At 69.0% G+C, this 12,275-nt stretch carries 13 protein-coding genes; 9 read left to right on the forward strand and 4 right to left on the reverse strand.

From position 1 onward, the window contains the following. Window positions 1-16: 16 nt before the first annotated feature. The 7 genes from VGR67_09305 (at window position 17) to VGR67_09335 (ending at window position 6,217) form a co-directional block, all read left to right on the forward strand. Window positions 17-1,045: an amidohydrolase family protein gene (locus VGR67_09305; protein ID HEV8336600.1), complete on the forward strand. Its 1,029-nt coding sequence runs from the start codon at window positions 17-19 to the stop codon at window positions 1,043-1,045. A gap of 14 nt (window positions 1,046-1,059) precedes the next feature. Beyond that, window positions 1,060-2,367, forward strand: a complete 1,308-nt coding sequence (kynU, locus tag VGR67_09310) for a kynureninase (protein HEV8336601.1) — start codon at window positions 1,060-1,062, stop codon at window positions 2,365-2,367. Between the two features lie 11 nt (window positions 2,368-2,378). Beyond that, entirely contained in the window at window positions 2,379-3,713 is a 1,335-nt protein-coding gene (locus VGR67_09315) for an NAD(P)/FAD-dependent oxidoreductase (GenBank protein ID HEV8336602.1), read from the forward strand. Then, window positions 3,704-4,486, forward strand: a complete 783-nt coding sequence (locus VGR67_09320; GenBank protein HEV8336603.1) for a tryptophan 2,3-dioxygenase family protein — start codon at window positions 3,704-3,706, stop codon at window positions 4,484-4,486. Before VGR67_09315 ends, VGR67_09320 begins: the two co-directional genes overlap by 10 nt. A gap of 4 nt (window positions 4,487-4,490) precedes the next feature. Continuing rightward, window positions 4,491-5,114 (forward strand): cyclase family protein, encoded by a 624-nt coding sequence (locus VGR67_09325; GenBank protein ID HEV8336604.1) that lies wholly within the window; start codon window positions 4,491-4,493, stop codon window positions 5,112-5,114. Between the two features lie 64 nt (window positions 5,115-5,178). Beyond that, a complete protein-coding gene (locus tag VGR67_09330) occupies window positions 5,179-5,373 on the forward strand; it encodes a hypothetical protein (GenBank protein HEV8336605.1) in 195 nt (64 codons plus the stop codon). 19 nt (window positions 5,374-5,392) lie between these two features. After that, on the forward strand, window positions 5,393-6,217 hold the full coding sequence (locus VGR67_09335) for a methyltransferase domain-containing protein (GenBank protein ID HEV8336606.1): 825 nt from the start codon (window positions 5,393-5,395) through the stop codon (window positions 6,215-6,217). On the opposite strand, the gene VGR67_09340 is transcribed toward VGR67_09335, so the two are convergent. The 4 genes from VGR67_09340 to VGR67_09355 are packed head-to-tail and all read right to left on the reverse strand — an operon-like array spanning window position 6,186 to window position 10,169. After that, the gene (locus VGR67_09340) at window positions 6,186-7,445 is read right to left on the reverse strand and encodes an SGNH/GDSL hydrolase family protein (protein ID HEV8336607.1); all 1,260 of its coding nucleotides are present in this window, start codon (window positions 7,443-7,445) and stop codon (window positions 6,186-6,188) included. The genes VGR67_09335 and VGR67_09340 overlap by 32 nt on opposite strands. Then, window positions 7,442-7,888 carry a Rid family hydrolase gene (locus tag VGR67_09345; GenBank protein ID HEV8336608.1) on the reverse strand — a complete coding sequence of 149 codons (447 nt, stop codon included), beginning with the start codon at window positions 7,886-7,888 and terminating at the stop codon, window positions 7,442-7,444. The genes VGR67_09340 and VGR67_09345 overlap by 4 nt, the downstream gene beginning before the upstream one ends. Then, a complete protein-coding gene (locus VGR67_09350; GenBank protein ID HEV8336609.1) occupies window positions 7,885-9,354 on the reverse strand; it encodes an aldehyde dehydrogenase in 1,470 nt (489 codons plus the stop codon). Before VGR67_09350 ends, VGR67_09345 begins: the two co-directional genes overlap by 4 nt. Before the next feature lie 2 nt (window positions 9,355-9,356). Further along, window positions 9,357-10,169, reverse strand: coding sequence for an SDR family oxidoreductase (locus VGR67_09355; protein HEV8336610.1), 813 nt, complete (start codon window positions 10,167-10,169; stop codon window positions 9,357-9,359). 172 nt (window positions 10,170-10,341) lie between these two features. On the opposite strand from VGR67_09355, the gene VGR67_09360 reads away from it, so the two are divergent. Then, the gene (locus VGR67_09360; GenBank protein ID HEV8336611.1) at window positions 10,342-10,848 is read left to right on the forward strand and encodes a VOC family protein; all 507 of its coding nucleotides are present in this window, start codon (window positions 10,342-10,344) and stop codon (window positions 10,846-10,848) included. Beyond that, window positions 10,849-12,267, forward strand: coding sequence for a sulfatase (locus tag VGR67_09365; protein ID HEV8336612.1), 1,419 nt, complete (start codon window positions 10,849-10,851; stop codon window positions 12,265-12,267). Window positions 12,268-12,275 lie beyond the last annotated feature (8 nt).

Consider the following 12,275-nt stretch of genomic DNA (forward strand, 5'->3'; position numbering starts at 1 on the left):
GAACGGACCGGACCCGGTGAAGGAACTTCCGCCGAAGATCGATCTTCACACCCACATCCTGCCGGCGAGTCTTCCGGACTTCGCGGCCCGCTACGGCTATTCGGGCTTCGCGCGCCTGGAGCGGCTGGATGCGGGCCGTGCCCGGATGATGATCGGCGATCGCTGCTTCCGGGAGATCGGCCGGAACGCCTGGGATCCCGCCGAGCGCCTCGCCGATTGCGACGCCCACGGGGTGGCGGTGCAGGTCCTTTCCACCGTGCCGGTGATGTTCTCCTACTGGGCCAAGGCGGAGGACGCCCGGGACGTCAGCCGCTTGTTGAACGATCACATCGCCTCGGTCGTGGCCGCACACCCGCGCCGCTTTGCCGGCCTCGGCACCGTCCCGCTGCAGTCGCCCGATCTCGCCGCCGAGGAGATGGAGCGGTGCGTGCGCGACCTGGGGCTGTGCGGGGTGGAGATCGGCAGCCACGTCAACGACTGGAATCTGGATCAGCCCGAGCTGTTTCCGTTCTTCCGCCGGGCGGAGGAGCTCGGCGCTGCGATCTTCGTCCACCCCTGGGACATGATGGGGAAGGAGCGGATGCCTCGCTACTGGCTTCCCTGGCTGGTCGGGATGCCGGCGGAGGTTTCGCTCGCCATCTGCTCGATGATCTTCGGCGGCGTCCTGGAGCGCCTGCCGAAGCTGCGGATCGCGTTCGCGCACGGGGGCGGAGCTTTCCCCGGAACGCTGGGCCGGATCGAGCGAGGCTTCGCCGCCCGTCCCGATCTCTGCGCCGTGGACAACCCCGTTCCTCCGCGCGCCTATCTCGGCCGGTTCTATCTCGATTCGCTGGTTCACGACCCCGTCGCGCTGAAGGTCATCCTGGATCTCGCGGGATGCGACAAGGTGGCGCTCGGGAGCGACTATCCCTTCCCGCTGGGGGAGCCGGTGCCCGGCACGACGATCGAGGCGGTGGAAGGAATCACTCCCGGGATGATCGATCGCCTCTTTCGGGGCACGGCGCTCGAGTTCCTCGGCCTGAATCACGATCGATTTTTCTCCTGACGGAGACTTCGCCCATGCCCAGCCCTCGCGGGGACGCCTCAACCCAGCCTCTTTTCTCCGAGGCGCACGCCAAGGATCTCGACGCCCGAGATCCCCTCGCCTCCTTCCGGGCGCGCTTCCACGTGCCGCCGGGCCCCGGCGGCGAGCCGCTCATCTATTTCAGCGGCAACTCCCTCGGCCTGCAGCCTCGATCGGCACCGGAGAGGGTGGCGAGGGAGATGGAAGCATGGGCCCGGATGGGGGGCGCCGCGCACTTCAAGGAGGAGGATCCCTGGTACCGCTATCACGAGTCCCTGGCGGCTCCGCTGGCGCGGCTGGCGGGGGCGTTGCCTTCGGAAGTGGTCGCCATGAACTCGCTGACGGTGAACCTGCATCTGATGATGGCCACCTTCTACCGTCCTCGCCCCGGGCGCGCCGCCGTGGTCATGGAGGATCGCGCTTTTCCCTCGGACGCCTACGCCGTCCAGACGCATCTTCGGAGCCGCGGCATCGATCCCGACGAGGAGATCCTGATCGTCCGGCCGGCGGGCGGACGGCCCTGCCCGAGCACCGAGGATTTCGAGGCGCTGCTGGAGCGGGAGCAAGGGAGGATCGCCTTGGTTCTCCTGGGGGGCGTTAACTACGCGACGGGTCAGGCCTTCGATCTCGGGCGGATCGCCGCGGCGGCGAAGCGCCTCCGCCTCACCCTGGGGGTCGATCTGGCGCATGCCATCGGCAACGTCCCGCTGCAACTGCACGATTGGGGAATCGATTTCGCCGTCTGGTGCTCCTACAAGTATCTCAACGGAGGCCCCGGCGCCGCCGGCGGCTGCTTCGTCCACGCCGCGCACGCGGGCGATCTCTCGCTGCCCCGGCTGGGGGGATGGTGGGGGAACGATCCGGCGACGCGTTTCGAGATGCGGCCCGACTTCGTCCCCCGTCCGGGAGCGGACGGCTGGCAGCTCAGCAATCCTCCCGTCCTGGCGCTGGCTCCGCTGAAAGCCTCGCTGGAGATTTTCGAGGAGGCCGGCATGGACGCGCTGCGGGCCAAGTCGGTCTCCCTGACCTCCTGCCTCGAGGCCTCGCTCGCTTCCCTGGGAGGGGCCTGCGAGCTGATCACGCCGCGCGATCCCGCCGCGCGCGGGTGCCAGCTCTCGCTGCGCTTCGCGAGCCGGGCCCGCGCGGTGCACCAGGCGCTCGCCGAGCGCGGCATCGTCGCCGACTTCCGCGAGCCCGACCTGATCCGCGTGGCTCCCGTCCCCCTCTACAACCGGTTCGAAGAGGTCCTGCGCTTCAGCCGGATTCTGGCCGGGATCGTCGGCCCCTCCGCTCCCGAGGCTTGAGGAAGATCGGGATGGCGGCGTCCTCGGCGAGATTCAGCATCGTGGGGGGAGGGCTCGGCGGGGCGCTGATGGCGATCTACCTCGCGCGGGCGGGCCACGAGGTGGAAATTTTCGAGCGCCGGGGAGATCCCCGCAAGGAAAAGGGAGCGGAGGGGCGGTCCATCAATCTCGCGATCTCCACGCGTGGCCTGCACGCGCTGGAAAGAGCGGGTCTGGCCGCCGGGGTCCTGAAGGCTTCGGTGCCCCTGCGCGGCCGGATGGTCCATTCGCCCCAGGGCGAGACCCGCCTGCAGCCCTACGGCATCCGGGAGGACGACGTGATCCGCTCCGTATCGCGCGGCGGGCTGAACGTCCTGCTCCTCGACGCCGCCGAGAGCCATGCCAACGTCCGGATTCATTTCGGGAAGCGCTGCACCGGCGTCGATCTGGGCGCCGGAACCGCCTTCTTCGCCGACGTGGAGAGCAGCGAGACCTGCCGCTCGGAGGGAGACCTGCTGGTGGGCGCCGACGGGGCCTTCTCGGCGGTCCGGCTCCAGATGCAGCGGATCGAGGGATTCAACTACCGCCAGGATTTTCTGGAGCACGGCTACAAGGAGCTGTCGATGCCGGCGACGCCAGGCGGCGGATTCGCCATGGAGAAGAACGCCTTGCACATCTGGCCCCGGGGCGGCTACATGATGATCGCCCTGCCGAACGTCGACGGCTCCTTCACCTGCACTTGCTTCTGGCCTCTTCGAGGAGAGAACAGCTTCGCCGCCCTCACGACCCGCTCGGAAATCCTCCGCTTCTTCGAAGAACGGTTTCCGGACGCCGTCCCGCGCATGCCCACACTCGCGGAGGACTACGTCGAGAACCCGACCAGCACGCTCGTGACGATCCGCTGCTCGCCGTGGCACCACGGTGGCCGGATGGTGCTGCTGGGCGACGCCTGCCACGCCGTGGTCCCCTTCTACGGCCAGGGAGCGAACGCCGCGTTCGAGGATTGCGTCGTCCTGGACGAATGCCTGGCGCGCCACGCGCCGCGGTGGGATCGGGCGTTCGAGGAGTTCCAGCGTCTTCGCAAGGAGCACACCGACGCCCTGGCCGACCTGTCGCTGGCCAACTTCGTGGAGATGCGGGACAAGACCGCCTCCCGCCTGTTCCAGTTCGAGAAGCGCCTCGAAAAAGGACTGCACCGCCTCTTTCCCGCCTGGTTCGTTCCGCTCTACACGATGGTCACGTTCAGTCGGACTCCCTACGCGCAGGCGGTCCGGCGCGCCCGCCGCCAATGGATCGCCCTGGCCTGGGCGCTCGGCCTGGTCCTCGCCTTCGCGCTCCTTGTCCTCGGAGGTTTCCAATGGATCTGAGCTACGCCTCCTACCTCAAGCTTCCCGAGCTGCTCCGGCTGCAGGAGCCGCGCTCCCGGCCGGAAGAGCACGACGAGATGCTGTTCATCGTCATCCACCAGGTCTACGAGCTGTGGTTCAAGCTCCTGCTGCACGAGCTGGAGAAGATCAAAGCCGACTTCTCCGCGAACCATCTGTTCGAGGCGATCGCCGGGTTCAAGAGGATCCGGACGGTGATGAAGACGCTGGTCGGCCAGCTCGACATCCTGGAGACCATGACCCCGCTGTCGTTCTCGGGATTCCGCGATCGCCTGGAGACCGCCTCCGGCTTCCAGTCGGCGCAATACCGCGAGATCGAGTTCGTGCTCGGGATGAAGCGCCCGGAGATCCTGGGTTCCCAGCGCCCCGGCTCCCCGGAGCGCGCGGCGCTCGAGCGGCGTCTCGCGGAGCGCACGGTCCTCGATCACTTCTACGACTTCCTGGAGAAGCGCGGCGCCTCGATCCCGGCGGAGCTGCGCGACCGGGACGTGGCGCTCCCCTCCGTCCCCGACGCCAGGGTCCAGGACGAGATCTATCGCCTCTACACCACGCAGCCCGAGGTCGCCATCCTGATCGAGCTGATGACCGACTTCGACGAGGGGCAGCAGGAATGGCGCTATCGCCACGTGAAGCTCACCGAGCGCACCATCGGGAACAAGATCGGCACCGGGGGGACCTCCGGGGTCGAGTTCCTCAAGGGGACGCTCTTCAAGTCCTATTTTCCGGATCTCTGGGCCATCCGGCACCGGTTCTGACGCCATGATCTACGACATCAGCCCCGTCGTCTCGCCGCGGCTCCAGGTCTGGCCGGGAGACACGCCGCCCGCCCGCGAAGTGCTGCTCGACATGAACCACGGGGACAACCTCACCCTGTCGACGCTGCGCGCCACCGTCCACCTCGGCGCCCATGCCGACGCTCCCAGCCATTACGCCGCCCAGGGGGCGGCGATCGAGTCGCGCCCGCTCGATGTCTATCTGGGTCCCTGTCAGGTCGTGGCGCTGAGCGTCCCGTTCGCCACGCGCATCCTCCCCGCAATGCTCGCGGCCCCGATCCGGGTGGAGCGCGTCCTGTTCGCCACGGGCACCTTCCCCGATCCGGAGCGCTTCAACGACGATTTCGCGGCGCTCTCCCCCGAGCTCGTCGATCACCTCCACGAGCAGGGCGTCCGGCTGGTCGGGATCGACACGCCGAGCGTCGACCTCTTCCACTCGAAGGACCTCCCCTCCCATCGGGCCTGCCTGCACCACGACCTGGCAATCCTCGAGGGGCTCGTTCTGACGGGCGTCCCCGCGGGACTCTACGAGCTCATCGCCCTGCCGCTGCGGCTCGAGGGCTTCGACGCCAGTCCGGTCCGCGCCGTGCTGCGCGACCGGCAATCATGAGCGGTTTCGCCTCCGCCGGCTCCCGGTGCGCGAGTCTTGCTTACTGCGAGCGACCGGCGATTTCATGAGCCTCGACATGTACCTCCTGGTGATCGGAGCCGTTGGGATCGTTGCGGCATCGAGGATTCGTGTCGAGCGCGATGACGGATCGGCGCTCGGTATCGTTCGTCGCGGGATGAGATGGTGGGGCTTCGTGGGAGGGACCGGGACGCTCCTGGTGGCGTTAACCGATCTCATCCGTGCCAAAGCGCTCCAATAGACTCCTCGGAGATTCGGCGATGGAACCGGCGGTTCGATGGGACGCGGCCCAGTACGAGCGTTTCGCGCGCGAGCGCTCCCGGCCCTTCCTCGACCTCCTGGCGCGGGTCGGGGAGATCGAGCCGCGGCGGATCGCCGATCTCGGATGCGGGACCGGCGAGCTGACGCGGCTCCTGCTGCGGCGCTGGCCGCGCGCCACCGTCTGGGGCGTCGATAGCTCCCTGGAGATGCTGGAGCGCGCCCGGCGCTCCCCCGCCAGTCCGAACCTGCGATTCGTCCGCCGCGATCTCCGGCGCTGGCGCCCGACGCGGCCCCTCGATCTGATCGTCAGCAACGCCGTGCTTCAATGGCTGCCCTCTCACGGCCGCGTCCTGGAGTCGCTCGCCGAGCTTCTCGGCGCCAAGGGGACGATGGCGGTGCAGATCCCGAACAACCGCCGCGCGCCGGCGTCGCGGGCCGTCGAGGATCTCCTCGCCGAGCCGCGGTGGAGAACGAGTCTCGCCCGGGCCGCGGCCCTGCCCGCCGTCGAGGCTCCGCGCTTCTACGCCGAGCGCCTCGGGGCGCTCGGATTCCAGGTCGATCTGTGGGAGACCACCTACCACCATCGCCTCGCGGCCGCCGCCGAGATCGTGGAATGGCTGCGGGGAACGACGCTCCGCCCGATCCTCACCGCCTTCCCGGCAGCGCAGGCCGCCGCGTTCCTCGCCGCGCTGAAGCGCCGCCTCCGGACCGCCTATCCGGCCGACGCCCGCGGCGTGGTCTTTCCGTTCCAAAGGATTTTCTTCGTGGCGACGCGCCGCGGCCGGACGGGCCTCAGGGGGTCGCGCCGAGACCCAGCTCCCTGAGCTTCTCCGCGAGGAGCCGGGCCACCCAGGCATGCGCCCGGGCGTCGGGATGGTACTCGCCCGGGATGTGGTAGGAGTCCCAGTCTGCCGGCGCTCCCGATCCGGTGTCCACGACGTTGACACGAAGCCCCGGGAAGAAGGCGCGCGCCACTGCCCCCGGCGGCAGCGCATGGCGGTTCGTCCAGAGGACCAGCACGAACGCGGCACCGCTCGCCTCCACCTCGTCTCGCATCTGCCGGACCAGCGCCCGCGTCAGAGGAACGCTGGGCGAAGGGCCCCATTTCGTCCAGGCCAGCCGGAGCGCCTGGCCGACGCGCAGCTCGCGCCGGTCGTCGTAGCGGCGGGGCCTCTCCACTTCCACGAGCGAGCCGCCGCACAGCGCGAAGCGCGGCTTGGTTCCGAGGAACTTCGCCCCGGGGAACAACAGCCTCCGGTCGGCGTTGTCGTTGCGCTTCACGTGATCGAGCAGGAAGGTGTAGACCACGGCCTTGGTGTTGAAGTCGCGCAGATGGCGCCTGAGCAGCAGCAGCGACTGGTCGGTCCCGTATCCCTGGACGCCGAGGTTCACGACCTGGAGGGAAGCTCCGGCCTGCTTCTCGAACTGGCCGGCGAAGCTCTCCTCGTAGGTCACGCCATGGCCGAAGGTGTAGGAATCGCCCACGAAGATCACGGTGGGAGTCTGCCGATCGAATCGCTTCCCGGGCTCTCCGACGCGGGCGCCGAGATCGTTGAAGTGCATCGGGATGGGCCGCCCGTGGGAGCCGAACCGCTGCGTGACCGTCCGGTCGGGAATGTAGGACCAGCCCAAATCGGGATCGAAGCGCGCCAGGGTCAGCTCGGAGGGGGTCCAGCGGGTGCGGAACGGGTAGCCGGTGATCCGCAACACCGCTTCGGAGAGAGCGAGCGCCAGCGATACCGACACCGCCAGGAGCAGGAGCTTGAGACGAAGCTCGCGGCGCGTGGGAAACAGGCGGAGCCAGGCGCGCCGGGGCAGGTCCGGCCTGAGGAGGAAGAGGATCCCCGCGCCGCCGATCAGGATCTCCAGGACAAGCAGCGCCGGGGCGATGTTGCCGAGCTGCCACTCCAGGGGCACAAGCCGCCGCACGAAGCCCGGCCACAGCGCGGCCGCCGCCGCGATCAGCCCGGCGCCGGGTAGCGAGCCCGGCGCCCAAAGGGACCGGTGGCGCGATCTCCCCGGCCCGGCCGGGGCGCTGGCGGGAACGGTCATCGCGCCGGATCGCCGATCGTGGCGATCACTTTCAGCTCCACGGCGATCGGAGTGGGAAGCGCGCCGACCTCGACGGTGGTGCGCGCCGGCTGGACGCCGGAGAAATACTCGGCGTAGAGTCGGTTGAAGACCGGAAAGTCCTCCTTCATGCGCGTCAGGAAGACGGTGACGTCGATCATGTTCTCCCAGGACGAGCCGGCATCCTCCAGGACGGCGCGGACGTTCTCGAACACCGAGCGGCACTGGATCTCGATGTCGTAGGCGACCACCTTCCCCTGCGCGTCGAGCGTGACGCCCGGGATCTCCTGGGAGCCCCGCCTCCGCGGGCCGATGCCGGAGAGAAAGAGGAGGTTGCCGGCCCGCCGGGCGTGCGGATAGGCTCCCACCGGCTCCGGCGCCCGGCGGCTGATCACCCGGTCCTTTCCCGCTTCCCTCGCGCTCATGGGGCCTCCGCCGCGGCCGGCCGGAAGCTGACGCAGACGTTCTTCGGCTCGGTGAAGAAGCGCAGCGCCTCCTCGCCTCCCTCGCGGCCGACGCCGCTGCTCTTCATCCCCCCGAACGGGACGCGCAGATCGCGGATCATCCAGCAGTTGATCCACACCGTGCCCGACTGGATGCGCTCCGCCAACCGGTGGGCGCGCGCCAGATCCTTCGTCCAGATCGAGGCGGCGAGCCCGTAGGAGGTGGAGTTGGCGTAAGTGACCACTTCGTCCTCGTCCTCGAAGGGGGTGACCGTCACGACCGGCCCGAAGATCTCCTCCTGGTTCACGCGGCTGCCGACGCCGAGCCCGGCGATCACCGTCGGCTCCATGAAGAACCCGCCCCGGCAGCGCTCCGGCAGGCGCGCCGGCGGGGCTCCGCCGCAGAGGATCCGCCCTCCCTCGCTCCGGGCCAGGTCGATGTAGGCGCTCACTTTGTCGAGCTGCGCGCGCGACACCAGGGCCCCCTGGTCGCTCGACGCGTCGAACGGATCGCCCACCTTCAGGGCCTTGGCGGCCGCGACGAAGCGCTCGACGAACGGCTCGAAGGCGCTGCTCTCCACGAAGATTCGCGAGCCGCTCAGGCAGATCTGCCCCTGGTTGGTGAAGGAGGACTGGAGGCTCGTCGCCAGGGCCTCCGGAAGCGGCGCGTCGGCGAACAGGATGTTGGGGTTCTTGCCGCCGAGCTCCAGCGCGATCTTCTTGAAGAGCGGCCCGGCGGCGGCGGCGATGTCGGCCCCCGTCCGCGTTCCGCCCGTGAAGGAGAGGGTGCCCACTCCCGGATGCCGGACGAGCGCCGCGCCCGCCTTGGCGCCCGCGCCGTGGACGATGTTCAGGACCCCGGCGGGCAGCCCGGCCTCGACGCAGATTTCCGACAGGAGCGCCGCCGTCATGGGGGTGATTTCGGAGGGCTTCGCGACCACGGTGTTGCCGGCGGCGAGAGCGGGCGCCACCTTCCAGGTCAGGAGATAGAGCGGGAGGTTCCAGGGAGAGATCACCCCCGCCACGCCGCGGGGCCGGCGCAGGGTGTAATTCAGCGCTTGATGATCGGTGGCATGGGATTCGGAGTGGAAGTGAAGGATGGCGGTGGCGAAGAACCTCAAGTTGGCCGAGGAGCGCGGAATGTCGAGGCTTTGCGCCAGCGCCAGGGGCTTGCCCGTGTCGACGCATTCGCTCCTGGCGAGCGCCTCCCGCTTCGCGTCGATGAGATCGGCGATGCGCAGGAGAATCCGGGAGCGCTCCGACGCCGTCGCGCGGGACCAGGAGGGAAACGCCTGCGCCGCGGCCGCGACCGCCCGCTCGACGTCCGGCGCGTCGCTGTCGGGGACCTCGGAGTAGACCGATCCAGTGGCCGGGTCGACGTTCGGCAGCCAGGAGCCTGAAACCGGCGGCACCTGCTTCCCGCCGATGTAGTTGAGCAGGCGCGGCAGGCTCATAGCGCCGTGGTCCTCCCGCCGTCGACCGCCAGGCTGATTCCGTTGACGTAGCCCGAGGCCGGAAGCGCCAAGAAGCCGGCCGCCGCGGCGATCTCCTCCGCTTCGCCGAAGCGTCCGGCCGGAATGTCGCGTTTCATCTCCTCTTCGATCTCCTTCTCGCCGCGCCCGGAGGCCCGCGCGCGATCCCGGATGATCTGCAGAAGGCGGTCGGTGCGGGTCGCCCCGGGGAGCACGTTGTTCACGGTGATCCCGAAAGGAGCGAGCTCCGCGGAAAGCGTCTTGGCCCAGGAGGCGACCGCGGCGCGGACGGTGTTCGAGACCCCGAGCCCCGGAATCGGTTGCTTGATCGAGGTGGAGACGATGTTGATGATGCGTCCGTATCCCGCCTGCTTCATCCCGGGCACGAGGAGCTTCGCCAGCACGTGATTGCAGATCAGGTGGCGGCGGAAGGCCTTGAGGAACGACTCGGGCTCCGCGTCCAGGAGCGGCCCTCCGGGCGGCCCGCCGCTGTTGTTCAAGAGGATGTGGAAGCCGGCCCCCGCGGCGAGGCTCTCCGACACGACCCGCTGCACGGCCGCGACATCGTCGAAATCGGCGCGCAGAGCGTCATGAGCCGGGCCGCCGCGCCCGCTCTCCGCGCCGATCTCCTCGACCGCCTCGCGGAGTCCCTCGTCGCTGCGCGCCATCACGGTGACCCGGGCGCCGAGCCTGGCGAACTCCCGCGCGCAGGCGCGGCCGATCCCGCGCGTCGCCCCGCAGACGAGCGCCGATTTTCCCTGAAGTGCCCGCCGTTCCTCGCTCACCGCCATGGTCCGAAGAGTATCCTCACCCTTCCGTGCGCGTCAAGGGGAAGGGAGCGGCGCCGGCGCCGGAACAATTCCTTGACAGAGATCGGGCCGCATGGTGTCATCCTGCCATCGACTTCACGAACCACCGGCCGCCGCCGCGCGGGCGGGGCCCATTCACTCAAGGAGGAGCATCATGACCAAAGCGTCCAATCCGGTTCCTCGAGGTCATCACACCGCCACCCCCGGGCTGACGGTCAAGGACGGCAATCGAGCCATCGAGTTCTACAAGAAGGCCTTCGGCGCGGAAGAGGTGACCCGGATGAACGGCCCCGACGGGAAGGGGGTCATGCACGCCGCGCTCAAGATCGGCGATTCGATGCTGTTCCTGAACGACGAGCTCCCGGGAACGAACGTCCGATCGCCCGAGACGCTGAAGGGGACGACGCAGAGCATCTACCTCTACGTCCAGGACGTCGACTCGGCGTTCAACCGCGCCGTCAGCGCCGGAGCGCGGGTGCTCATGCCGGTCACCGACATGTTCTGGGGCGATCGGTTCGGGAAGCTGACCGACCCGTTCGGGCACGAATGGGGGCTCGCCACGCACGTGGAGGACCTGACGGAGGACGAGGTGCGGCAGCGCTCGAAGAGCTTCATGGAGCAGATGGCGAAGCGGTCCGCGGAGCAGTCGGGGAAGCCCTAGATGGACGGCGCGGAAACATCTCGGAGGAGGGCCGCGGCGGCGGGCGCGGCCGCCAGCCTCCTCGGCGGCCTTCTCCTTCTGTCGGCCCTCCTCCGAGCCACGCCGGCGGCTCCGCCGAAGGCGCCGGCCCGCCCCTCCCCGAGCCTGGTGCTGATCACGCTGGACACCGCGCGCGCCGATCACTTGCACTGCTACGGCTATCCCCTGCCGACCACGCCGGCGATCGACCGGCTCGCGGCGAGCGGAGCCCTCTTCCTCCAGGCGATCTCCCAGGCGGTGAACACCAACCCATCCCATGCCTCGCTGCTGACGGGCCTGTATCCGGCGGCGCACGGGAACCGTTTCAACGCCACACCTCTCGATCCGCAGCTCGAGACCCTGACCACGATCCTCGCGAGGGCCGGCTACCGCACTGCGGCGTTCGTCTCCGGCTACACGATGATCGCCAGCCAGAGCGGCTTCAACCGCGGCTTCGAGATCTACGACGATGGCTTCACCGGCCAGGATCGGCCCGCCGGAGCGACGGTCGACAAGGCCGTGGCCTGGCTCAAGTCGCTGCCCTCCGGAACGCCCTACTATCTCTTCGTCCACCTCTTCGATCCCCACGGCCGGTACGACCCGCCCGCCGGATTCGCGGAGAAGTTCCGGAAAGGGAGATACGACCCTCTTCCCGAGGAGGCCGCGATCCCCGATTACCAGCGCCTCGAGATCGCCGGCGCCGTGAGCCGCGATCCGCTCGAATACATCTCCCGGTACGACGGCGAGATTCTCTACGCCGACTCTCAGATCGACCGAATCCTCAAGCAAATCGGCGACGAGACGATCGTCGCCTTCACGGCCGACCACGGGGAGACGCTGGTCGATCGCGATTATTACTTCAGCCACGGCGCGCGGCTCAACGAGGAGGCGATCCGGGTGCCGCTGATCCTGCGGTTCCCGGCGAAAGGGCTGCGGGGCAAGCGCCTGACCGGCATCGTCCAGCTGGTGGACGTCCTCCCGACGCTGCTCGACTATCTCGGCCAGCCGCCGCCTCCGCGGCTGGCGGGAAGGAACCTCCTCCCCTTCCTCCGGGCGGGCGTCATCCCGCCCGGCGGATCGGCGCTCAGCGAAGCGCGGGCCGCGCCGATGCGCCTCGGAGGGGTCGACGTCAAGTTCCCGCTGCACAGCACGATCCTCTCGGCCCGCGGCGACCGCTACAAACTGATCAGCTATCCCACGCGCCCGCAGCCGACGCTGGAGCTCTTCGATCTGGAGAAGGATCCGTCGGAGCGTCACAACGTGGTCTCCTCCGATGCGGCGCGCGCCTCCTCGCTGTATCAGGCGCTCGATCTGTACCGCGTCAGCGGCCGGCCGCCGGAGCCTCCCGACCTGGACGAAGAGGCCAAGAAGAAGCTCCGCTCTCTGGGATATCTGAACTGACGCCAGAC

The organism is Candidatus Polarisedimenticolia bacterium (assembly GCA_036004685.1).
Lineage (GTDB): Bacteria > Acidobacteriota > Polarisedimenticolia > Gp22-AA2 > AA152 > DASYRE01.

Excerpts from the sequence above, each read along its gene's own strand:
- VGR67_09315 (HEV8336602.1), top strand. The coding sequence starts at position 2,379 with ATGGCGGCGTCCTCGGCGAGATTCAGCATCGTGGGGGGAGGGCTCGGC.
- VGR67_09365 (HEV8336612.1), top strand. The coding sequence starts at position 10,849 with ATGGACGGCGCGGAAACATCTCGGAGGAGGGCCGCGGCGGCGGGCGCG.
- VGR67_09325 (HEV8336604.1), top strand. The coding sequence starts at position 4,491 with ATGATCTACGACATCAGCCCCGTCGTCTCGCCGCGGCTCCAGGTCTGG.
- kynU (HEV8336601.1), top strand. The coding sequence starts at position 1,060 with ATGCCCAGCCCTCGCGGGGACGCCTCAACCCAGCCTCTTTTCTCCGAG.
- VGR67_09360 (HEV8336611.1), top strand. The coding sequence starts at position 10,342 with ATGACCAAAGCGTCCAATCCGGTTCCTCGAGGTCATCACACCGCCACC.
- VGR67_09330 (HEV8336605.1), top strand. The coding sequence starts at position 5,179 with ATGAGCCTCGACATGTACCTCCTGGTGATCGGAGCCGTTGGGATCGTT.
- VGR67_09335 (HEV8336606.1), top strand. The coding sequence starts at position 5,393 with ATGGAACCGGCGGTTCGATGGGACGCGGCCCAGTACGAGCGTTTCGCG.
- VGR67_09320 (HEV8336603.1), top strand. The coding sequence starts at position 3,704 with ATGGATCTGAGCTACGCCTCCTACCTCAAGCTTCCCGAGCTGCTCCGG.
- VGR67_09345 (HEV8336608.1), bottom strand. The coding sequence starts at position 7,888 with ATGAGCGCGAGGGAAGCGGGAAAGGACCGGGTGATCAGCCGCCGGGCG.
- VGR67_09340 (HEV8336607.1), bottom strand. The coding sequence starts at position 7,445 with ATGACCGTTCCCGCCAGCGCCCCGGCCGGGCCGGGGAGATCGCGCCAC.
- VGR67_09355 (HEV8336610.1), bottom strand. The coding sequence starts at position 10,169 with ATGGCGGTGAGCGAGGAACGGCGGGCACTTCAGGGAAAATCGGCGCTC.